The organism is Williamsia sp. 1138 (assembly GCF_002095435.2).
Lineage (GTDB): Bacteria > Actinomycetota > Actinomycetes > Mycobacteriales > Mycobacteriaceae > Williamsia.
In genome coordinates, this window is the sequence record NZ_MJEJ02000042.1 from 161,420 (window position 1) to 183,308 (window position 21,889).

At 61.0% G+C, this 21,889-nt stretch carries 22 protein-coding genes; 15 read left to right on the forward strand and 7 right to left on the reverse strand.

Annotated elements, in window-relative coordinates; translation table 11 throughout:
• Nucleotides 1-249: 249 nt before the first annotated feature.
• The 5 genes from BH683_RS13430 (at nt 250) to BH683_RS13450 (ending at nt 5,564) form a co-directional block, all read left to right on the forward strand.
• Entirely contained in the window at nt 250-1,191 is a 942-nt protein-coding gene (locus tag BH683_RS13430) for an SDR family NAD(P)-dependent oxidoreductase (protein WP_168187042.1), read from the forward strand.
• A gap of 78 nt (nt 1,192-1,269) precedes the next feature.
• Nucleotides 1,270-2,058: an SDR family NAD(P)-dependent oxidoreductase gene (locus BH683_RS13435; protein WP_246833365.1), complete on the forward strand. Its 789-nt coding sequence runs from the start codon at nt 1,270-1,272 to the stop codon at nt 2,056-2,058.
• A 44-nt stretch (nt 2,059-2,102) separates the two neighbouring features.
• Nucleotides 2,103-2,981, forward strand: coding sequence for an LLM class flavin-dependent oxidoreductase (locus BH683_RS13440; RefSeq protein WP_084836756.1), 879 nt, complete (start codon nt 2,103-2,105; stop codon nt 2,979-2,981).
• Nucleotides 2,982-3,699: 718 nt separating this feature from the next.
• Nucleotides 3,700-4,632 carry an SMP-30/gluconolactonase/LRE family protein gene (locus BH683_RS13445; protein ID WP_084836757.1) on the forward strand — a complete coding sequence of 311 codons (933 nt, stop codon included), beginning with the start codon at nt 3,700-3,702 and terminating at the stop codon, nt 4,630-4,632.
• 26 nt (nt 4,633-4,658) lie between these two features.
• The gene (locus BH683_RS13450; protein WP_084836758.1) at nt 4,659-5,564 is read left to right on the forward strand and encodes an SDR family NAD(P)-dependent oxidoreductase; all 906 of its coding nucleotides are present in this window, start codon (nt 4,659-4,661) and stop codon (nt 5,562-5,564) included.
• A gap of 60 nt (nt 5,565-5,624) precedes the next feature.
• Here BH683_RS13450 and BH683_RS28985 read toward each other — a convergent pair whose 3' ends face one another.
• Nucleotides 5,625-5,900, reverse strand: a complete 276-nt coding sequence (locus BH683_RS28985; RefSeq protein ID WP_246833362.1) for a hypothetical protein — start codon at nt 5,898-5,900, stop codon at nt 5,625-5,627.
• A 54-nt stretch (nt 5,901-5,954) separates the two neighbouring features.
• On the opposite strand from BH683_RS28985, the gene BH683_RS13455 reads away from it, so the two are divergent.
• The 3 genes from BH683_RS13455 to BH683_RS13465 are packed head-to-tail and all read left to right on the forward strand — an operon-like array spanning nt 5,955 to nt 8,483.
• The gene (locus BH683_RS13455; RefSeq protein ID WP_246833363.1) at nt 5,955-6,836 is read left to right on the forward strand and encodes a cytochrome P450; all 882 of its coding nucleotides are present in this window, start codon (nt 5,955-5,957) and stop codon (nt 6,834-6,836) included.
• Between the two features lie 8 nt (nt 6,837-6,844).
• The gene (locus BH683_RS13460; RefSeq protein ID WP_084836760.1) at nt 6,845-7,165 is read left to right on the forward strand and encodes a 2Fe-2S iron-sulfur cluster-binding protein; all 321 of its coding nucleotides are present in this window, start codon (nt 6,845-6,847) and stop codon (nt 7,163-7,165) included.
• Complete coding sequence (locus tag BH683_RS13465) at nt 7,152-8,483, forward strand: FAD-dependent oxidoreductase (RefSeq protein ID WP_084836761.1); 1,332 nt, start codon at nt 7,152-7,154, stop codon at nt 8,481-8,483. Before BH683_RS13460 ends, BH683_RS13465 begins: the two co-directional genes overlap by 14 nt.
• Before the next feature lie 7 nt (nt 8,484-8,490).
• Here the strand turns inward: BH683_RS13465 and BH683_RS13470 are convergent, their stop codons facing one another.
• The 3 genes from BH683_RS13470 to BH683_RS13480 all read right to left on the reverse strand — a co-directional run bounded on the left by BH683_RS13470 (nt 8,491) and on the right by BH683_RS13480 (nt 12,423).
• Nucleotides 8,491-9,483, reverse strand: coding sequence for a MarR family transcriptional regulator (locus BH683_RS13470; RefSeq protein ID WP_084836762.1), 993 nt, complete (start codon nt 9,481-9,483; stop codon nt 8,491-8,493).
• A gap of 118 nt (nt 9,484-9,601) precedes the next feature.
• Entirely contained in the window at nt 9,602-11,068 is a 1,467-nt protein-coding gene (locus BH683_RS13475; RefSeq protein WP_084836763.1) for an FAD-dependent oxidoreductase, read from the reverse strand.
• 98 nt (nt 11,069-11,166) lie between these two features.
• Nucleotides 11,167-12,423 carry an NADH:flavin oxidoreductase gene (locus BH683_RS13480; RefSeq protein WP_084836764.1) on the reverse strand — a complete coding sequence of 419 codons (1,257 nt, stop codon included), beginning with the start codon at nt 12,421-12,423 and terminating at the stop codon, nt 11,167-11,169.
• Nucleotides 12,424-12,582: 159 nt separating this feature from the next.
• On the opposite strand from BH683_RS13480, the gene BH683_RS13485 reads away from it, so the two are divergent.
• Nucleotides 12,583-13,191 (forward strand): TetR/AcrR family transcriptional regulator, encoded by a 609-nt coding sequence (locus BH683_RS13485; protein ID WP_084836765.1) that lies wholly within the window; start codon nt 12,583-12,585, stop codon nt 13,189-13,191.
• Nucleotides 13,192-13,216: 25 nt separating this feature from the next.
• On the opposite strand, the gene BH683_RS13490 is transcribed toward BH683_RS13485, so the two are convergent.
• From BH683_RS13490 to BH683_RS13500, 3 genes are all read right to left on the reverse strand, one after another.
• Nucleotides 13,217-14,083, reverse strand: coding sequence for a TIGR03619 family F420-dependent LLM class oxidoreductase (locus tag BH683_RS13490; protein WP_084836766.1), 867 nt, complete (start codon nt 14,081-14,083; stop codon nt 13,217-13,219).
• Nucleotides 14,083-16,086: an NAD(P)/FAD-dependent oxidoreductase gene (locus BH683_RS13495; protein WP_084836767.1), complete on the reverse strand. Its 2,004-nt coding sequence runs from the start codon at nt 16,084-16,086 to the stop codon at nt 14,083-14,085. The genes BH683_RS13490 and BH683_RS13495 overlap by 1 nt, the downstream gene beginning before the upstream one ends.
• Nucleotides 16,087-16,252: 166 nt before the next feature.
• On the reverse strand, nt 16,253-16,642 hold the full coding sequence (locus tag BH683_RS13500; RefSeq protein WP_084836768.1) for a nuclear transport factor 2 family protein: 390 nt from the start codon (nt 16,640-16,642) through the stop codon (nt 16,253-16,255).
• Nucleotides 16,643-16,923: 281 nt separating this feature from the next.
• Here BH683_RS13500 and BH683_RS13505 point away from each other — a divergent pair, with 281 nt between their 5' ends.
• The 6 genes from BH683_RS13505 to BH683_RS13530 all read left to right on the forward strand — a co-directional run bounded on the left by BH683_RS13505 (nt 16,924) and on the right by BH683_RS13530 (nt 21,881).
• The gene (locus BH683_RS13505) at nt 16,924-17,469 is read left to right on the forward strand and encodes a flavin reductase family protein (protein WP_084836769.1); all 546 of its coding nucleotides are present in this window, start codon (nt 16,924-16,926) and stop codon (nt 17,467-17,469) included.
• Nucleotides 17,470-17,473: 4 nt separating this feature from the next.
• A complete protein-coding gene (locus BH683_RS13510) occupies nt 17,474-17,746 on the forward strand; it encodes a hypothetical protein (RefSeq protein WP_094647459.1) in 273 nt (90 codons plus the stop codon).
• A gap of 82 nt (nt 17,747-17,828) precedes the next feature.
• The gene (locus BH683_RS13515; RefSeq protein ID WP_084836770.1) at nt 17,829-18,692 is read left to right on the forward strand and encodes an alpha/beta fold hydrolase; all 864 of its coding nucleotides are present in this window, start codon (nt 17,829-17,831) and stop codon (nt 18,690-18,692) included.
• A 98-nt stretch (nt 18,693-18,790) separates the two neighbouring features.
• Nucleotides 18,791-19,696: an acetaldehyde dehydrogenase (acetylating) gene (locus tag BH683_RS13520; RefSeq protein WP_281492309.1), complete on the forward strand. Its 906-nt coding sequence runs from the start codon at nt 18,791-18,793 to the stop codon at nt 19,694-19,696.
• Nucleotides 19,693-20,769 (forward strand): 4-hydroxy-2-oxovalerate aldolase, encoded by a 1,077-nt coding sequence (gene dmpG / locus BH683_RS13525; RefSeq protein ID WP_084836772.1) that lies wholly within the window; start codon nt 19,693-19,695, stop codon nt 20,767-20,769. The genes BH683_RS13520 and dmpG overlap by 4 nt, the downstream gene beginning before the upstream one ends.
• Nucleotides 20,770-20,786: 17 nt before the next feature.
• Nucleotides 20,787-21,881 carry a 3,4-dihydroxy-2-butanone-4-phosphate synthase gene (locus BH683_RS13530; RefSeq protein ID WP_084836773.1) on the forward strand — a complete coding sequence of 365 codons (1,095 nt, stop codon included), beginning with the start codon at nt 20,787-20,789 and terminating at the stop codon, nt 21,879-21,881.
• The last annotated feature ends 8 nt before the right edge of the window (nt 21,882-21,889 follow it).

Sequence of the window (21,889 nt, forward strand, 5' to 3'; positions counted from 1 at the left end):
GCCACCATAGGCACTCATTGGTGGCGGACACGTTCGTTGAGCTGATCAGCAAGAACTAGCGGTGGCTACGCGACTTGTTGCGGGTTTGGCCTAGGCCGTTGGATGGACCAATGTTGTTCTGCAGCTGACCGCTTCGACATAACAAGTGCATTTCTCACGAAAAGTTCCGTCCAGTGGGCGGGTGGATGGCTCCAAGAAGCTCGCACCGCTAGATTCGCAGCAGACCACATCATTCAGAGGAGTGCAAAGTTGAGCGAGTGCAGGTTCGACGGTCAGGTCGCCATCGTCACGGGCGCGGGAAATGGTCTAGGGCGTGCCTATGCGCGGTTGCTTGCTGCTCGTGGAGCTCGGGTTTTGGTCAATGATCTCGGTGGCGACATGCACGGCGCGGGCGCTAGCAGGGGTCCTGCCGCTCGAACAGCACAGGAGATCGTGGCCGCCGGCGGCATAGCGGAAGCCAACTTCGACTCGGTGGCGACAGGCCCCGGTGGCAAATCCATTGTGGAACAGGCGATGGATACGTGGGGACAGGTGGACGTCGTCATCAACAACGCCGGTGCTGTCGTTGCTCGCGGACCGATCGACGAGAACACCGACGATGACTTCCGCACAGACCTGATGGTGGCCGCGGGAGGGACCTTCTTCGTCACGAAGGCCGTGTGGCGACATATGTGGGATCGAAACTATGGACGCATTGTCAACGTTTCATCGTCCGCTTTTCTGGGAATGAACAGCTCCGCTGGATATCCGGCGGCCAAGGGTGCCACCTGGGGACTGACTCGAAACCTTTCGTACCGAGCGACTTCTCAGGACAAGGACATCAAGGTCAACTGCGTGATGCCAACGGCTGCGGCCAGGATGACCAAGCTGATGGGTGACGGGATTTCGGAGGGAATGGAGCGCTATTATCCACCAGAATCCGCAGCAGCGCCGGTCGGCTATCTCGCACATCGTGACGTGCCCGTGTCAGGCGAGATGTTCGCTACCGGGGGAGACATCATGCGCCGTGTCTTCGTCGCCGTCACACCAGGCTATGACGCGGGTGAGGGCCGGCTGACGCCAGAGCTTGTCGGAGAAAACTTCGGAACCGTCTTTGGAGAAGCTAACTACACTTTGGTCACGAACGCCTACGACAAAGTCGCCCTGGATCGTCGTGTTGATTGGGAGGCGGGGCGCGGAAGTGTCTTCTGACGCAGGCGGTCCTCACTTCGAGACAGATACAGCACCTATGGGGAGGGCCGCGTGAAGAACCTGAACGGGCGGGTAGCCGTGGTTACGGGTGGAGCAAATGGGATTGGCTACGGACTTGCCGAGCGGTTTCTGCGGGACGGTATGAAGGTTGTCATTGCTGACATCGATGCAGACGACCTGGACCGCGCGGCGAGCGAGCTGGCCGAGCACGGCGAGGTGCTCGCGGTTCACACTGACGTCGCCGATGAAGAATCGGTTCGCGCACTCCGGGATTCCGCAGTCGAGCGGTTTGGCGCCGTCCACGTGCTGTGCAACAACGCAGGAGTCGGAGGTATGCAGCGATTCGCCACGACAAGTCTGGTGACCTGGCGTTGGACTCTAGGTGTAAACCTGTGGGGAGTGATCAACGGTTGCAACATATTCTTGCCTGTACTCGCCGGACAAGAGGAGGCATTCATAGTCAACACTGCCTCGATGGCGGGCTTTGTCACGACGGCACCCCTTCATCCCTACGTCGCATCCAAGGCCGCGGTGGTAGCGCTGTCAGAGACAATGGCGAACGAGTTCGCAACGGAATATCCGCATGTCGGGGTTGCAGTACTCTGTCCGGCGTATACGGCCACCAGCATCAGGAACGACGAGCGCAACGCGCCTGCGGGGCATGTTCCACGGGCGCAAGCAGATCCTGAGCTGGAGTCGCTCCGTGATCAGGTCAACGCCGACATCGACTCCGGTATATCTACACAGCGAGTGGCCGATCTGGTCGTGCAGGGTATGGCCGAACGCAAAACCCACATCTTCCCGGCGCCGGAGTGGCTCGACTACTGGCAGGATCGCGTCGATCGGGTGAAGAGGCAGATCGTCTGACCTTCGCGAAGCCAGCAACTGAACGAGGAGAGTGGAACACAGTCATGCGATTCACCTTTGCCGAGGCGATGACGGATCCCAATTTCTATTCACCGTTGGCGATAGCCGCGGAAGCCGCCGGTTACGAAGGATTCGTCATCCCGGATTCCATCGCCTACCCCGAAGAATCAAATTCGACGTACCCATACACCGAAGATGGCAGCCGCGAATTTCTCGAGGACAAGGCGTTCATCGAGACGTTCGTGATGGCGGCAGCATTGGGTGCAGTAACCAAGATTATTCGATTCATTCCCTTCGTCCTCAAACTCCCTGTTCGCCCACCAGCTCTGGTGGCGAAACAGTCGATGTCGGTTGCGGTGATGACAGGAAATCGTTTCGCCCTCGGTGTCGGAACCAGTCCCTGGGTCGAGGACTACGACATCCTGGGCGTCGATTTCAAACGACGAGGCAAGCGCATGGACGAGTGTATGGATATCGTTCGGGGTCTCGGTACCGGTGAGTATTTCGAGTTCCATGGCGAGTTCTACGACATTCCCAGAATCAAGATGAACCCGGCGCCGAGCAGGCCGATTCCCTTGTTGGTCGGTGGACATGCCGACGCCGCACTGAAGCGAGCGGTTACTCGCGGTGATGGCTGGATGTACGGAGGAGGGCCTCCCGGAGAACTGGATTCGCTACTCGACAAGATCCACTGCATACGGAAGGCGGAGGGAAGACTTGATGATCCATTCGAGATTCACGCCGGCTCGCCTGACGCGTACTCGCCCGATGGCTGTAAGCGGCTCGAAGACAAAGGTGTCACGGATGTGGTCGTTGGCTTCCGGACTCCCTACGTGGTCGGGAGCGATACCGAACCGCTATCGCAGAAGATCGACAGCCTCAACATGTTTGCAGAATCGGTGATTGGTAGAGTAAACCGCTGAAATAGACACGAATATGTCAGGGAACATTTTGATGGAGTAGCGTAGGCCCGTGGGATGAGAACATAGGTCACCGGACGCTGTTCGGTGCCGATGTTATTCTAATGAAGCTGCCGGCGGACTGTCGTAGTGAGTCGTCACTGCCACTCTGCTTGCCTGCGCAGCAATGCCCCAATCGGTGGTCGGCTGGATGATCTCTACTGTCGACGACCGAATTCTGCTGGTGTGCATCGCTGTGGCGTGAGTTGAATCGGCTATCTGTGCCTTGTATTTCGACCTCTGGCTTCTCCATTGCCTGGGAAGCGCTTCAGCGCATGCTCTCCGGGCTGGCGAAGTCTGAGATGCGGTCTCCATCGACGGCTGCATTGCTGTTGCCAGTTCCGTTGACGCCGATAACATTTGCAAATCATCATGGTACATGGGCCCCCGCTCCCGGGAATGCGCGAGCGGCTGGCTCGATGTCCTGATGATCGACGGATCCGGCTCCGAACGGCCGTGGACCTGCCTTACGTGGGAAAGGTGTTGAACGCTGCCGCTGTGGGCGGATATAGGCACTGGACTAGTTGACAATATGCATGCAATTGCTAGTGTGGTGTGCACCACGTTTGCGTTGCCGACAACCGGCGGGGTCTGGACCGGCAGTTGCCTCATATCGGCCTGACGGTTCGTAAAGTTCTGTGCTGCAGTTAAATAACTTCGAGTCTGGCAAGGACAAAACACTATGATCACCGTCGCTGATGCTGTTGCAGACGCTCGCCGTGTCGATGCTCAGGAGATCGCCCAGGGATTCTCCTGGCCGGAATGCCCGCGCTGGCACGATGGCCTCTTCTGGTTCTCGGACATGTACACCTCGACACTGAAAACCATCGACTCTGCTGGTGAGGTCAAGGTCGCCGTCGACGCGACCGGTCGCGCGAGGCATTCGACCGTACCGATCGTTCTCGGCGGCTTCGGCTGGCTACCGAGCGGAGAGATGGTCGTGACGTCGATGCACGAGAAGTTGGTACTCATTCACGACGGTTCCAGTCCGACTGCCCTCTCCGTCTATGCAGACCTCAGCGATCTCGCGCCCGGACCGATCAACGACATGGTCGTCGCCGCCGACGGCTTCGTTTACGTGACGCAGCTGGGATTCGACGTGTTCAATGGGGCAGAGCCGTCGCCGTCGCCGATCGTCGTCGTTGATCCGACGGGTGCGCCGTCGACTGCAGATTCGATCGGTCCTCTGTTGGGTGCCAACGGAATCGCGATCACAGAGGACGGATCTCAGGTCTTCACGGCCGAGGCCTTCGCCAACCGAATTCTAGTGATGGACCGGGCCGCAGACGGCTCGCTGGCGAGTCAACGGGTGTTCGCCGAATGCCCCTTCCTTCCCGACGGGATGTGCCTGGACGCAGAAGGGGGAGTGTGGGTCGCGATGCCGGGCAGCGGGTATGTGGTGCGCTTCGTCGAGGGCGGCACGATCACCGACGCGATCCCGATCCCCTTGGCCAGCGGCGTCGGCTCGGCCTGCCTGCTGGGAGGGCCCGATCGCCGCACGCTCTACATCACCGTCGGGGTAGAGGTCTTCGACTTCGAAAAGTCGGCACGAGAGGCAAAGGCCAGCATTTGGACCGCCCAGGTCGAAGTTGGCGCCGGCCAGACCCGCCCCTGAACAGCTACGCAAACAAGGAGAACTCTATGCAGGAATTGCGATTCGATGGTCGCTCGGTGATCGTCACCGGAGCAGGTCGAGGCATCGGCCGCGAATACGCCCTCTTGTTGGCCGCCCGGGGCGCGGCAGTCGTTGTAGGCGACCTGGGCGCTTCAACCGACGGATCCGGGGTGGACGGAGACGATCCGGCAAGCGCCGTGGCCTCGGAGATCACAGCCGCAGGTGGCCGGGCGGTTTCGTGCGGCGCCGACGTGTCCAGAGAAGAAGGTGCGCGCGCACTTGTCGATTCTGCGCTGGATTCTTTCGGACACCTGGACGCGGTGATCAACAATGCCGGAATCGTGCGAACTGCCGGATTCCTCGATGTTTCCGACGACGAGTACCAGCGGCACCTTGACGTTCACTACTTCGGTTCGCTTCGGGTCTGTCGCGCCGCATGGCCGCATCTGGTCGCCTCCGGCGAAGGCCGGATCGTGAACACGGTTTCTGCTGCGATGCTGGGCAATCCGATGATGACCCATTACGGGAGTTCCAAGGCGGCGGTTTTCGGGCTCACCAGGAACCTTGCGATCGAGGGCCTCGATGCCGGAATCAAGGTCAACGCCATCGCTCCGGGCGCAGGTACCCGGATGGCTGAAGCGTCGGCCGGAAGTCTGTCACCAGAGATCCTGGACTACCTGATGAACAGCTTGCGGCCCGAATTCGTGGCGCCGATGGGCGCCTACCTGGTTCACCCTTCTTCCACGGTCACGGGCGAGGTGTTCACGGTGGCGGGCGGAGCCGTGAAGCGGCTGGCAATGCTCAACACGGTGGGCATCACGGACCCGGATCTGAGTGTGGAGTCCATTGCCTCGAGGTTCGACGAGATCATGTCGATCACACCCGATGCCGTAGCGCAAATCATTGAAACACAGCAGGTTCCGGCACCATGATGACAATTTTGCGACCTGAACGATCTCGAGGAGACTCCTATGACCAGTGTTGATGAACCATCAATCGACACGACCTACCCGTTCGCGCCGGTAGAGTCGACCGAGGCCGCGGCCCGTTTCAAGGCGATTGCCACGGAGCGTCCGATGACCAGGATGACGATGCCGTTTGGTGGGGATGTCTGGGTGATCCACCGTGAGCACATTGCGCGCATGATGCTCGCCGACCAGCGGTTCGTTCGGCAGCCGTTCCGAACGGGTGAACGCCAGGTGCCATACTTCGTGGAATTCCCGGACTTCCTTCGGTCGACCATCCAGTTCGAAGATCCGCCGCATCACACCAAGCTCCGGAAACTGGTGCAGCGCGCGATCTCTCCCAAACGCGTACGTGGAATGCGCGAGTCCGCCGTCGAGTTCGCCAACTCATTGATCGACACGATGTTAGACCGGGGTGGTCCGAGCAATCTTGTCGAGGACTATGCAGTGGCACTGCCGATCCAGATGCTCAGCAATCTGCTGGGTGTCCCCCCTGAGGATCGAGCGAAGTTCCAAAAGTGGAGTTCAGCGACGCTTTCTGTGGCCAACATGCCGCAGGAAGAAGTCGAAGCGAACATGATCGAGTTGGTTCAGTACATGCTTGCTCTCATAGAGGAGCGTCGGCGCGAACCCCGGGAAGACCTGCTCAGCGATCTGGCCAATGCGCGCGATCGCGACGAAACCCTGACCGATGCGGAGATCCTGCCTATCGCACTCATCCTCATTATCGGGGGATTTGACAACACCGCAAACTTCATCTGTTCCGGTGTGCTCTCACTCCTGCACAACCCGGATCAGTTGAAGATTCTCCTCGACGACGTCGACAGCGTCGTCCCAACTGCAGTCGAAGAAGTGCTGCGACACGGACGATTCGAGCTTGGGCGACCTGTTGCGGGCGCCGGTGGGCTGGTTCCCTTCGTCGCGACGGAAGACGTCGAGTTCGACGGCGTGCTGGTGGCACGCGGTGACGCAATTCTGGTCGATCCAGGTTCTGCGGGACACGATCCTGCTGCAGTCGCTCATAGTGAGACGTTTGATGTGCTCCGCACAGAAAACCCTCATCTGACACTGAGTTACGGCTTGCACCACTGTCTGGGCGCCCCCCTGGCGCGGATGGAGTTGCAGGTTGCCATCAGCGAGCTCTTCAAGCGACTGCCGGACCTGGAGCTGGCCGGAGAGGTCGTCGTTGACGAGACCAACTTGACGCAGCCGATCACTTCGCTTCCTGTGACCTGGTAGGGGGACTTGTGCCGCAAGTGTTTTACAAGCAGCCGAACGGTGCGGTGAAGGTCATCGAGGGCGCCGTCGGCGACTCGGTGATGCAGACCGCCGTCCGCAATGGGGTATCGGGCATCGTCGGTCAATGTGGAGGCGTGCTCTCCTGCGCCAGTTGCCATGTCTTCCTCGCTTCTGATGAACTCAGCAACTTCGAAGACCCTGTGGAGGACGAGGAGGACATGCTTGAATGCACCGCTACCGACCGCCAGGAGAATTCCAGGTTGTCGTGCCAGCTGATCTTGGCGAACGGTATCGATGTGCATGTGACACTTCCCGATGAACAGCTCTGATGTGCCGAGCCTGGCCACCGGCGGAGCCGCACCGTACGGGTCCCGCGTAGTGGTCGTGGGTGCCTCCCACGCCGCGGTTGCTGTGGCCGACCGGTTACGAGCAGGTGGCCATCACGGCCCGCTGACACTTATCGGTAGCGAGCGTCATTCGCCGTACCATCGTCCGCCACTGTCGAAGGCCTTTCTCAAAGGTGAAGTCGACATGCACGGTATCGCTCTTCGCGGCGAGGGCTATTTCCGTGACAACGACATCAATCTGAGGTCGGGAGAGCGGGTTGTCGATGTCGAGCGGAGGGCCGATGGGCGCGGTGTCGTGCGAACGCGAGCATCGCGGGGGCGAGATATCGTGGACAGTGCGAGGATCTCGGCCACGTACGAGTTCGACAGACTGGTTCTTGCGACCGGTGCGCGCCCCAGACGATTGTCGATCCCTGGAGCAGATCACCGGGACGTGTTGGTCCTTCGCGACCTCGAGGATGCGTTGAGGTTGAAGAAGCGACTGCGCAGCGGACCTGTGGTAGTGGTCGGAGGTGGTTTCGTCGGCCTGGAGGTCGCGGCGACGATGAAGGATCTTGGTGGTGATTGCACCGTGGTCGAGGTCGGGCCGGGACTGATGGGAAGGGCTGTCGGGTCCGAGACAGCTGCGTGGTTCGCGGCCGAGCACATGTCCAAGGGGATCGATATAGAACTGGGCCGCCGGCCTGAACAGATTGTGACCGAGAATGATCGGATCGTCGGCGTGCGACTTGACGATGATCGTTTGATTCCCGCGGCGACAGTCGTGGTCGGGGTAGGGGTTATACCGCGCGACGAGTTGGCGCGAACCATGGGATTGCGCTGCGCGGCGACCGGAGGTGTCATCGTCGATCACCGATGTGTGACCTCGGACGGAGTGACCATTGCCATCGGGGATTGCACCGTGCAACCCCATCCGACGTCCGGTGCGGCCGAGTTCGTCAGGCTCGAGTCGGTCGACAACTGCGACGAGCAGGCGGTCCTGGCTGCGGACACACTGCTCGGTGACGTGTCCTCGGAGCGCTCTGTCCCCTGGTTCTGGTCGGACCAAGGCGCGACCAAGTTGCAGATGGCAGGCGTGATCGGCGATCACGATGAAGTCGTCGTCAGGATGGACCCCAAACGCGCGGATCGACGCGCCGTCATCTATCTACGGTCCGGCACTATGATCGCAGTGGAATGTATCAATTCCCCGGCCGACTTCTTGGTTCTACGCAAGGCTCTCGCGCGTCGGGTCGCGATCACTCGTGAGGCACTGGCGGACGTATCAACCCCGCTGCGAAAGTTGCTTGACGTGAGTTAGGCCCTGGTCACAGGTAACGCCCGGCGGCGACGTCGGCAGTCCTGAGCACGTCATCGAGGTATCTTTCGGTCAGTTCCGCGTACCGGCGGCCGACCTGTCTTTTAATGTCAGAGAATAGCTTTCGGAGGTCATCGAGTCGGGCTGTCTGAGACCTGACGAGCAGATCAATCCCCGCCGGCGTCGCGGTGAGCTGTTTGCTTCGTCTATCGGCCCCATTCGGCTCACGTGTTATGAGACCCTGTTGGTCCAATGTGCTCACTGCCCTCGACGCCGCTGACTGTTCGAGGTCGAGTCGGCTGGCGAGATCGGAAATCGTAGTCGGGCTGAACCTTTGGATATCGGCAAGGGCAAAATACTGCGACGGCGTCAATGTGACCTCGACGGCCCGCAGCACATCCTCGAAATTGGCTCGACCCACCAGATACACGATTTCTGCAATTGATGCGGTACAACGGGCAGCCTCGCTCTTGGCGATAGGTGCTTGCCTCGGATATGGAGTCGCGTCGAGGTCGCTCGAATCGAAATCGACCAGATCGGGGCCGGCATGCGCCTCCATGACCGTTGTCAGCCGGGTGCTCGCGCACTGCAGCCACTCAGTGAGAGTTTCGACGTCCTCGTGATTCCAGGTATCCAGTGGTCGCTGCAATTCCGTCTTCCAGGACATCTGCCACTGATGCATCAGGGCGTCGCCGGAGTCGGAAAGCTTCAGGACGACCTGTCGGCGGTCGTCGGTGCCCCGTGCTTTGATGACGAAGCCTTGACGAACAAGGGCTGCTACAGTGCGACTCGATTGTGTCGAGTCCGTTCGTAGTGCCTTTGCAAGTTCGTTCGCCCCGCGCGGCCCCCGCGCAAGGACGTTAAGTGTCTCGATACCCGACCGCGGGAGCAGGAGACCGGTGGCTGTTTCGAACCGGCGGCGTGCGGCATTGCTGTGTGAGGAGTACATGAACAGGTTGATCATCCGCAACAGGGCGGCCTCGAGTGAAGTGTCATGCGGCACGTGGTGATGTTACGTCGATCCAGCGACACGTAAGAACAGCGCTGTCGTCGGGTGACGGTACGTGATGATCTCAGGCAGACGTAGTACGTGTGGTCTGCAGTTCAACTCCGAGCACAGTTCATTGGGCGGCCGCATGCTTTCCGGCCCGGCGCCCGAAAAAGCTGCTGTCTCCCAAGCTGGCTCCGCTTGCGTACCCACCCGCGCACACACCCGAGGTGCACCGTCCGGCTGCGAACAATCCTGGTATCGGTTCTCCCGACACGTGCAGGACCTCGGCATCCACTGTTGTTTTGAGGCCGCCGAGGGTGAAACCACCGGTCATAGCCCGCAGATCGTAGGCGGCGATCGGGGTGGTGATCGGGGTGAGCCACTCCGACTTCTTGGAAAACACCGGGTCGGAGCCCGATGCTGCGTGGTGGTTGAAAAGCTCAACTGTCGACTGGAGTGATCCTTTCGGTAAGCCGATTTCGTTCTCGAGCTCTTCTACGCTCTCACATACCCACTTGGGAGTTCCTCGCATGATCGCGCTGGTCGACTCTGTCTGCAGGGCCTTTTCATACGACAATTCGTCGATGATCAGAAATGCGTCGCCGCCCTGGTGGAGTAGGGTTTCCTGTGCGATGCGCCCCGGGTAGGTGTCCTCGTTGATGTAGCGCTGGCCTCGTCCGTTGACGAGAATTCCTCTCGCCATCAGTTGCGGGTCGCAGAAGATGGCAACCTCGGTGGCATCCATGTGGGCTGTCGCGGCGCCGATCGCCTGGCTCATCAGAATTGCCCTGCCGTCATGGCTTTCGATCGACGCCGCGGGACGACCTTCAATTCGGGGTGCATGGTCACGGAGCATGGTGTCGTCGTAGGCAAAACTCCCGGTGGCCAGAACTACGCCGCGTCGGGCCTTGATCGCAATACTCACCCCGTACTGGCGGACAGTCAGGCCGACGACGCGATTGTTCTCGTCGATGACCAGGGCTTGGACGCGAGAGTCGTATAGGGTTCGCGCGCCGAGGGCCTCCGCTGTCTCGATCAGCGGCTTCATCAACATGTAACCGCCGGCCTGCTCGCCGTCGTCAGATGCGGACTTGCGTGGGAGGTGGCCGCGTGGCGCGGGTGGGATCACCTTGTTGAAGGGTGCCGAGTTCTCGCCGCCTGAGTACATGAGACCTTCGCTGTGAGGAGGTTCCCATCCCGGCTCACCCCAGAACGATTCATCGAAGACCACGCCAGCGTCGATGAGCCAGTTGAAGTGGTCGACGCTGCCGTCGCAGTACGCGTCGATCTTGGCATCGTCGACACCTGGCCCGAGCGCGGCCTTCATGAACGCCTTCATGTTCTCCGCCGAATCGTCGAATCCCAGCGCATTCTGTAGGGGGGTGCCACCTCCGAGGTAGATGAAGCCACCCGACATCGCCGCCGCGCCGCCTGCGCCGCCAAGACGTTCTAGTACCAGCACGTCAGCGCCGGCGCGAGCGGCCTCGATGGCGGCCGCGGCGCCCGCGATGCCGAAACCTGCTACCAGTACGTCGGATTCATACGACCAGGTGTCGATCGATGACGCCTTGACCGGGATGAGCGTGGGATCTGGCATGGGGGCCTCCTAGACGTAGTTTCACAAGTAACGCATCGCAGTCACGGGACCGGCCACTGTTGATCCCTGTCACCGGGAGGCCCGGTTTTCCGAACGCGCTAGCCGGCGAAACCGAGGGGGGTGGCCACGTCGGACGGCTCGGACGGCTCGGACGGCGCGTCCTGCGGGGTCAGTTGGTTCTCGGGTCGCAGCACGCATCTGGTATTGGTGAAAATGGTGACCATGCACTTGTTGTTGTGATTGCACAACGACCGGGTACCGGAGTCTTCCGCGATCCGGTTGATCAGGTCGGGCTCGCGAAGCAAGGCTCGACCCATGGCCACGAAGTCGAAACCGGCCGCCATGGCCTCGTCCATTGTCTGTCGATTGGTGACGCCGCCCAGCAGGATCATGGGCATCGATACAGCGGATCGGATCTGCTGGGCGTCGGCCATGAGGTAGCCATCCGCGTAGGGATATTCACGCAGAACGTGTTTGCCGATGAGCTTGACGCCGGTTCGGACCGGTTGCGGAAGCGCAGCCGCGAACTCGTTCACCGGCGAGTCGCCCTTGAAGAGATACATCGGGTTGAGCAGGGAGCTTCCCGCCGTCATCTCGAGCGCATCTGCGCTGCCGGCCTTTTCGATCCACTGTGCGACCTGCATTGCTTCGTCGATCCAGAAGCCACCGGGCACGCCGTCGTCCATGTTCAATTTCACGACGATCCCGAGTTGGTCCTGTGCAACGTCGCGGACGGCGTCGAGGATTCGTAGTCCGAACCGAGCGCGATTGTTGAGTGAGCCGCCGTAATCGTCTTTTCGGTGGTTGATGTTGGGGCTGAGGAATGAGCTGGCGAGATAGTTGTGGCCCAGGTGAACTTCAACTGCGTCGAATCCTGTTTCTATCGCCATGCGTGCAGCAGCGGCATGGGCCTTTATCACGCGCTCGATATCGTCTATGGAAGCCGCGGCCACGATCCGCAGGAATTGCATGTTGAAGTAGCGGCTCGGCGACAGTGGTTTCGTGCGGGTCGCCTTGCCGTTGTTCACCGGGCCGGAGTGACCGATCTGCGCCGAGATGGCGGCTCCTTCGGCGTGCACAGCGTCGGTCAGTCTCCGCAGGCCGGGTCTCGCCTCGGGCCGCCACAGGATCTGGTGCTGATCGATTCGTCCGTCAGGGGTGACGGCGCAATAGGCGACCGTCGTCATCCCGACGCCGCCGCGTGCGTGTTCTACATGGAAGTCGATGAGTTGGTCGGTGACCAAGCCATTCCTGGCCATGTTCTCGTAGGTGGCTGCCTTGAGCGTGCGGTTTCGCAAGCGCACAGGACCAAGTGCGGCCGGCGCGAGCACGTCGGGGTGTTCAATGCGTGACATGGGGACTTCCTTACGATCGGATTGAGCGGGCTGACACTCGGTGTCACATTGTGCCATGTAGGCATAGTGTGCCCGACGGGTTTCTGTGAACAGGGTTGGACTGAAGACGCGTCCGGGTGGCTATCCTCATGTGCTGCACATCGACTACCGGGAGCATCCATGACACCTTCGCGACAAACGCTGACCGAGCGGCGCGCTGAAGAGCTCCGGCTGACGATCTCCGAGGCCGCTTTCTCCATGTTCGTCGCCGACGGGAACACCTCGGCGACGGTGGGGCAAATCTGCCGTGCGGTGGGAGTTGCGCCCAGAACGTTCTATCGCCACTTCGAGGTGAAAGAAGACGTCGTCCGACCGATCTTCGCGAAGAGTTCGAGCGCGATCGTGTCGGCGCTCGATGAGACCGGGCCGGAGGTCAGTCTGCTCGACGGGCTGGTCGATGCGTTCTTGTCCGAGATGGACGGGTCCACGATGACGACCGAGCTGCGTACATTCCTGGGTCTGATGCTGACGACGCCGGCCTACAAGATGCGCTGGCTGGAGGTCGATCCACCGCTACGAATGGCTGTCGTAGGTCTGCTTGCACGCCATCTCGATCTGAACTCAGATCCTTACCTCCACCTGCTGGCAGCGGACCTCATCGTGCACGCGGCCCGAGATGCCTACCAACACTGGGTCACTTCGCAAGAACGGGAAACCACCGAAGACCTACTTCACCGGAGTTTCGGCCTCGTGTTGGCCGGTCTCGAACATGCCCTGGCGACGGGGTAGGCGCCGGTTTCGGCTCGCTGTCGGCTCAACCCTCGTGCGCTGCGGTCAGGTCGTACATGCGTGCAAGAACATCCAGTTGATCGCAATAGTGATTTGCTGATGACGCGATGATGCTCGCGCCGATCACTGTTGCCCCAGCTTCGTTTGACTGATCGATATGCCGCCTGCACCGGTCGGCATCGCCGATCGGGTCGAGTCCGCCTACGGACAGCACGACCTCAAAACCTGACGGAAGGTCCTTGGTGCCGAGAAGATGTACGAGTTCCTCGACGGACAGGCCGAATGGCACCCATCCATCTGCAAGCTCGACTGCCCTGCTCAACGAGCGTGCCGAACGGCCACCGATCCAGAAAGGAACGTGGGACTGCATCGCGTGCGGATCGAGAACAACGTCGGAGAACTCAAAGAAGTCCCCACTGTACTGAGGTTCCGCGGTCGAGATGGCGGCGCGCAAGGCAGCCAGAGCGTCGTCGGCCCGCTTGCCGCGGTCGGCGAAAGGGACGGCCAGTAGCTCGAACTCCTCCTGAAGTGAACCGACGCCCAGACCGAGGATCAAGCGACCTGAGCTCACGACGTCCAGCGTCCCGTAGCGCTTGGCAATCTCCAACGGATGGTGATAGCCAAGGACGAGTACTTGAGTGGCGAGCCTGATGCGCTCGGTTCGTGCTGCCAGAAAGCCGAGCGTGGCCAACGGATCCCAGTAGGTCCCGCCGCGCGCTACCGCGATCTCGACGGGAACAGCGACGTGCTCACTGCAGGTGAAATGATGAAACCCCAAGTGGTCTGCAGCCGAGGCGATCTGCGCGAGCTCGGTGATCCCCGCTTTCGTCTCCCATGTACTGTGAGCTCCCGGGAACCGGGTCACCACGGGAGCGGTGATCCCGATTCGCATCATTCGGCGCGGCGGCTGGTGTACACCAGGTCGTCGGTGTTCGGTTCCCGCAGCATCGTCCAGTAGTCGACGAGTCGCCACGGGCAGGGAACGATAGGGCGGCCCTGCTGATTGCGGTAGTACCCGGTCACTCCTTCGCCCGGATGAGCCCAGACCGTCTTGTCGAGTGCTTCGTCGACCCGCTCGTTGTAAGCGGCAAGGGCTTCGGGTTTGACGTCGACCGATGACATGTTGTTCTCCACCAGGTACTGGAGGTTCTCGATAATGTAGTGGACGTGTTCCTCGCTGGTGATATTGTGCCCCGCACCATGATTCGGTGCAGCATTTGGTCCCGCAGTGACGAACAGGTTCGGGAAGCCCGCGACCTGGATGCCGAGATAGGCGCGCGGGTCGTTTCCGCCATCCCATCGGTCGCTCAGCTTTTCGCCGTTTCGCCCGGTGATGTCGATGAACGATGCATATTCGACCTTGAATCCGGTCGCAAGCACGATGATGTCGGCCTCCACGAACTCGCCGTCGCTCAAGGTCACCCCGTTGGGTTGCACCGAAGTCGGAGATGCGCGGTGTAGCGACACGTGGTCACGCTTGAGGGCCTCGAGAAAGCCTGGATCCTTCACGATGCGCTTGGCATATGGTCGGACGGTCGGCGTCATCTTCTCTTTGAGATCCGGGCGGTCGGGAAACGTCTGATCGAGATACCGCAGAGACACCTGCATCACCCGGTCGTTGAGGGCGGAAACAGACAAATGCGTTGCTGCCCAATCCGGGTCGATGCGCGGCATCATGTATAAGTTGTCAGACGCCAGCCAGTAGGCCTTGAGCCGGAACCAGTTCTGGAAGTATGGAAGATGCTTCATCGCCCACCTTTCACCGGATGGAACATCGTTCACCACTGACTTCTCGGGCACGATCCAGTGCGGACTACGCACCACCGCGGCGAGGGCTGCCACGTCATCAACGATGTTGGCGACCAGTTGCACTGCAGTGCAACCGGTGCCGATCACCACTACTCGCTTATCGGTCAGATCGAGTTCTGGATCCCACTCCGCGGTGTGGATCACGGTGCCGTCGAAGGTATCGAGACCGGGGATGTCCGGAACGTTGATGGAGTTAAGAACGCCCAGGGCGGTGACCACCGCGGCCGCGCGATGATGTTGAATTCGCCCGTCGGCACCTCTTGTGACCACTGTCCATTTCTGTTCCGCCTCATCCCAGTCGGCCGACAGCACCGACGTTGACAGTTCGATGTTCTTGATGAGGTCATATTTTTTGGCGACGGCATGCATGTACTCGAGGTACTCCGGGCCGGTGGGGTAGTACTTCGACCAGTTCGGGTTCAACTCAAAGGAATACGAGTAGTAATGGCTGGGAGTGTCCACTGCCGCGCCGGGGTAGATATTGCGCGACCAGGTACCACCGATATCGTCGCGGGCTTCGAACACCTTGTATCCGAACCCGGCCGCATCCAGTTTGACGGCTGCGTTGAGTCCGATCATTCCGGCGCCGATCACGATCACATCGAGGTCGGCAGGTGGAGTCTTGGTGACCGGTACGCGTCGCCGGCCCAGTTCGAAGCCACCCTGCTCCAGGAGGATCGGGATGAATTCGTCGTCCACCTCACTGACGGTGCACAGTGCCGCCATCCTACGAAAGAGGCCGGGTTCCGGAACTCCTAATCTTGGGGTCAGATCAGTGGTGAGCACCTCGTGAGCACGCTTGCGGATCGCTACGACGACGTCGGTCGGAAACTCTCCTGGCAGGACGACCGCGGCATCGCTGGAAGCACCGTAATGGGTCTTTGCGGTCTCGCCGGCGGAGGCGCTCCGAGAGTCGGCGAGTATGTCCTCGAACTCGTCGAGCAGGGCAAGGTTACCGGTGACGTGGACCATCGACATCAACAATGCACCTGGCTCGGCCTGGTCGATGGCTGCTCTCAGGTCTTCGGCAGTCACCTCGACCTCCTCGTCGATGGTCGAGTCGGTGACGGTGGACAGCGTGCTCATTGACTTCCCTTCTGAATGGCGGACAACGTCCGGGTCTCGAAACGCTGTCCGGTGCGATACGCGGATCCGTTCACCTCATCGAACCCGTCTAGTCGGGGATAGAGAGGTGCCCATTCAGTGGACCCTTCTCGCTGGTGGTCTTCGTGCGATCCGAGGTCGGTCGACCTCAATCCATGCGCACGTCCTCGGGTGACCAATATGCCTTGGCCGAGCTGATCAGGCCGTCCGTGGTGAAAGTCATGACATCCAGAGGCTCGATCTCCACGACGCCGTCGGGAGTGTGTGTCCGCACTCGGAAGTGGAAGGCTGCAGAGTCGCCACAGTGACGAAAGTTGAGAAGCTCGGTGTCCCGCTGGGATTGGGTGAGCGGAGCAAAGAACGCCGCGATCGCGTCTTTGCCGCGCACGGTTTCGGATCCCACAGGATCTTCGACGGTGGCGTCATCGGTGTACAGGGCCGCGATCTGAGATGGCGAGGTTGCCTCCGCGATTGCCTCGAGGTATCTGCTCACAGTCGAAAGCGCGGTGTCACGAGAGATCTGTGTGGACTGGGTCATGAGCAGAAAGTACGAGTTCGTGACGATGCTGAAAACTGTGACTCCTACTCAGCGGACACTGGAGCCAAATCGAGCGTTGACGACGGAATGGGTATTGTCCTGCGCGTCGATGGCTTGATCTCACTTCGACTCCCGTCCAGTGGGAAAGGGGACGCCGCCTCGCTGGCGCGCTGGATAGCCTCTATGTGGGCGACGAGAACTAGGTGGGCAATGTATGCGATCGCCTCGTGACCAATGATCGGTACCGCTGAAGACGAGCGGCTGCGGAAGGTGTGAGTGAGATGCGAGACGCGATGACCAATGAAGTTGTCGACACGTTCGATTCCCGCGAAATGCGAGATATTATGGGTCACTTCGCAACCGGGGTGGTGGCAATTACCGGAGTCGACCGTGAGACGGATGCTCCGGTGGGTCTTGCTGCGAACTCGTTCACGTCGGTGTCGCTGGATCCGCCACTCATAGCGTTCTGTGTTGCACGGACAAGTTCGTCGTGGCCGCGGATCCGCACCGCTGAAAGGTACGTCGTCAACATTCTCTCGGATGCACAGGAGGGGGTGTGTCATAGCCTCGCGGCGCGCGGCGGTGACAAGTTTGCAAATTTGTCCTGGTCGCCCTCACCGTCTGGTGCCCCAGTACTCGAGAATGGGCTCGCGTGGCTCGAGGTTGAACTCGATGCCGAACACGACGCCGGCGACCACATCATCGTGGTGTCCCGAGTACGGCACATCCATGTCAGTGAGCATTCGCCGCTGATCTTCTACAAGGGCAAGTACGGTCGGGTGGAGCATTTCCCTCTTGGCGACGACATCACGACGATCGGCGTGTGAAACGATGACGATGCAACCGCTCAACTGTGATTCGTGTGGGTTGGCCGTAACTGTGGAGAAGTTCAGCGACGCGCATACCTCGATCCAATGGCTGGCCGACGCCACCGCGTGCCCGTTCGCGGCCGCCCGAGGTCATGTCCTCGCCGGCGATCACAGCTGCCCCGAATTGCGTCGTAGCATCGATGTCGCGGTGCGCGAGAACACCCTCTCGGAGAGTCGGATCGAACTCCCCACCGGGGCCGCGATACCGAGGATGGCCCGCGGCGCAGGCTGCTGACGGCGCGATCTGGTCGGATAGTTCGGTCCGCTGGATGGGAATGACGGTGTGGCGCGGACCATCTCGATGCCAAGGTCAATCCATGACCACAATCGAAACTGGAAAGCAGGCCCCCAAAGAGCTGCGCACACCATCGGGTGTGCTTCGTTACTACGAGCGCGGTGAGGGGCCTCCGTTGCTGTTGCTGCACGGCTCGGGTCCTGGTGTCACCGGTTGGCGCAATTTCGCCGGTAACTTCGACGAGTTCGCCGCTCGTCACCGGACATTCATTCTGGAGTTCCCCGGGTTCGGTGTCAGTGATGATTTTGGTGGTCATCCGATGCTGACGGCCCAGCGGGCCGTGATCGAGTTTCTCGACGGACTGGGGCTGGACAAGGTGGCGGTCGTCGGTAACTCCATGGGGGGAGTCGTCGGTGTCTCACTGGCGATCAATCATCCTGAGCGGGTCAGCAAACTGGTGACGATCGGTGGGATCGGTACAAGTCTGTTCAGCCCCGGCCCCGGCGAAGGTATCAAGCTGCTGATGGAATTCACCGACAATCCGACTCGGGAGAAACTGACCCAGTGGCTTCATTCGATGGTCTACGACCCCAACATGGTCACCGAGAACCTGATCGAGGACCGTTGGACGCAGGCAACTGAGCCGGCAACGTTGGAAAGTGCTCGAAAGATGTATGGTTCGGCGGCATTTGGTCAGATGATCAAAGCGGCGGCGGACTCGACGGAGCCGCCACTGTGGTCGAAGTTCAACCAGATCAAAGTTCCTGTGCTGGTGACATGGGGACGTGACGACCGTGTGAGCCCCCTCGACATGGCCATCATTCCGATGCGGACGCTGCCGCAGGGAGAATTGCATGTCTTTCCGAACTGCGGTCATTGGGTCATGATCGAGCAGAAGGCCGCGTTCGAATCTGCAGTCCTGGCGTTCCTCGGCCGGGAGAACTGACGGCTGACTTGAGGTACTCATGACTTGGCGGTTGGGCTCATCTCTGCTCCCGATGGATGGGAAGTCATCTCGGACCCGGTGACGCATACTGTCAGGCTTTGACCATGGAACCCATCAACGCCGCGATTGTCGGACCGGGAAACATCGGAACCGACTTGTTGGCCAAACTCGAGAGACTTGATTCGATCTCTGTTCAATATGTCGTCGGGGTCGTCGAGTCCGACGGCCTGGAACGGGCACGAGCCAAGGGAGTCGCTGCCTCGGCCGGCGGAGTGGACTGGTTGCTACAGCAGAGCCCGCTTCCCGAGATCGTCTTCGAGGCGACGTCGGCGAAGGCGCATGTGCTGAATGCGCCGCGTTACGCGGAGTTGAACATTCAGGCGGTCGACCTCACGCCTGCACACATCGGACCGATGGTCTGCCCACCGGTGAACCTTACCCAGCACATCGAGGCGCCCAATGTCTCTATGATCACCTGCGGTGGGCAGGCCACCATCCCGATGGTGCATGCGGTGTCCCGTGTGACTCCGGTGCCCTATGCCGAGATCGTCGCGTCGGTGGCCTCCCGCGGCGCAGGGCCGGGTACTCGCGCCAACATCGATGAGTTCACCCAGACGACCGGCAAGGCGGTATCCGAAGTCGGAGGCGCCGAGCGTGGACGGGCAATCATCATTCTGAACCCGATGGAGCCGCCGATGATCATGCGAGACACCGTTTACTGCATGATCAATGCTGATGCCGATCGCCAAGCGATCACAGAGTCGGTGCACCGCATGGTCGCCGAGGTGCAGTCCTACGTGCCCGGTTACGAACTGCGCGCCGACCCGCAGTTCGACGACCCGAAAGAAGGGTGGGACGGACACGGCCGCGTCGCCATCTTCCTGGAGGTCGAGGGCAACGGTGACTACCTGCCCAAGTACGCAGGAAACCTGGACATCATGACCGCGGCAGCAGCGCGGGTCAGCGACGCGATCGCCCGCAACCGGATCGGAGTATCAGCATGAGCAAGCCGGCACTACGTGACGACGTTCGCATCGTCGACACCACACTGCGCGACGGAAGCCACGCACAATCACACCAGTTCACCGAAACGCAGGTACGCGACACCGTCCGCGCCCTCGACGGGGCGGGCGTGGAAATCATCGAGGTCACACACGGGGACGGGCTCGGCGGGTCGACCTTCAACTACGGGTTCTCTCGAACCAGTGACCTGGAACTGGTCCAGGCCGCGGCCGAGACCGCCGGGCAGGCAAAGATTGCCGTCCTGCTGGTCCCCGGTATCGGTACCGCAGAGGATCTCCGGAAGGCGGCCGACCGCGGTGCCCAGGTCGTCCGGATCGCCACCCATTGCACCGAAGCCGACGTTTCGCTGCAGCACTTCGAGATTGCGCGCAAGCTGGGCATGGAGACGTGCGGCTTCCTGATGATGGCGCACCGGACCAGTCCGGAGAATCTCGCCAAACAGGCCCGCCTGATGGTCGATGCCGGCTGCCAGGTGCCGTACGTGACTGACTCGGCTGGTGCGTTGCTGATGCACGAGGCCAAAGATCGTTTCGACGCCTTGATCGCTGAAGTGGGGGACGAGGCCTGGGTGGGCTACCACGGCCACCAGAACATGAGCCTCGGAGTCGCGAACTCGGTCATTGCCTACCAGTCAGGGGTCCGCTACATCGACGGCTCGTTGTGCGCGCTCGGCGCCGGAGCCGGCAACACCCCGACCGAACTCGTTGCCGCAGTCTTCGATCGAATGAACATCACGACCGGGCTCGACGTGATGGCTGCGCTCGACGCCGCTGAGACCGTTGTCAAGCCGTACCTCAACCGGTGGCCGAAAATTGATCGCAATGCGATAGTCCAGGGTTGGGTCGGCGTGTACTCGAGTTTTCTGCTCCACGCGGAAGCTGCTGGTGCCCGCTATGGAGTGCCGGTCCACGAGATCCTTCGCCGTTGCGGTGAGTTGGGCTACGTCGGTGGACAAGAGGACATGATCATCGACGTCGCGATCCAACTCGCCAACACCACGGGCCCGGTGACCGAGCCGTCGACGGCCGCGGTCGCAGACCTCGTCGCCGGCTGATCACGGAGAGGAAACGCATGACGTCGACACCGCAGGGCCCGGCCTTGGCTGACTCCGGGCGGAACGAACTGCTGCTTTCGTTCCGCCAGAGTGGCATGGCCATCGTGATTGACGGAGTTGGCGAGTCCTTCAGGGCGGATCTGGTGGCACCGGCAGAAACGGTCGACGGTCGCCAAGTGGCCAAGATGATCGAGTATTCGTCGGGCCTGGTGTGTGCGGCGGTAACCGACTCGCACGCCGCACGATTGGAGCTGCCGGACATACCGACGGCGTCGAACAAAGGTGACGCGAACCGACGGTTCAGTGTCGCGGTCGACGCCGCCGACGGGGTGACCACGGGAATATCGGCACGAGACCGAGCCCTTACACTCGGCGTGCTCGCGAGCACAGATTCGCGACCGGCGGACCTCACCAGGCCCGGTCATGTGATGGTCCTGCGTGCCGATCCCGCGGGGCGCGGGCAGGCGGCCGCAGCCTTGCGGTTATGCCATCTGGCAAGTCTGCCACGGGTTGCTGCCATCGCGCCGCTGATGTTCGACGAAAACGATCAGATCGCGAATAGGGAACATACGCAGATGCTGGCCGCGATCCTTGAGGTACCGGTCATCGACAGCGCACACACCCGATGGAATGCGACGGCGCACGGCACCCAAGGTGAGTGGAAGCTTTCCGTATTCGATGCCGACTGCGATGTGGTGTGTGTGCGCGCATTCGGGCGGCTGGACGGTGACGCCGTTCCGCTGATCGGCATCCGTGGTCGTTGTCTGGACAGCGAGGTGGGCGGCTCAGCTGCGTGCCGGTGTGGACTCGAAGCCGCGGCGTGGACGCGTACGGTCGAGCAGCACGGTGCCGGAGCAATTCTGGTCTATCGCGACCGGTATCAGCGGTGCGTCGACAGGCCGGCGGCCGAGCTCGCCCGGATGCGGTTCGAGCAGACGAAAGTACTCGCGCGCATGCTGGGTATATATCGATATCGGATCCTTGGTCCTCTGGTCGGCGGGGGCACGCAACCGGCCGCCTACCGCGGCCCCAGGTCGGCGAACTCGACGGTGATGTCCGACCTCATGGACTTCACCGATGGATCTGATCCCTACATTCAGCGTGCGGTCTGATGCGGCCC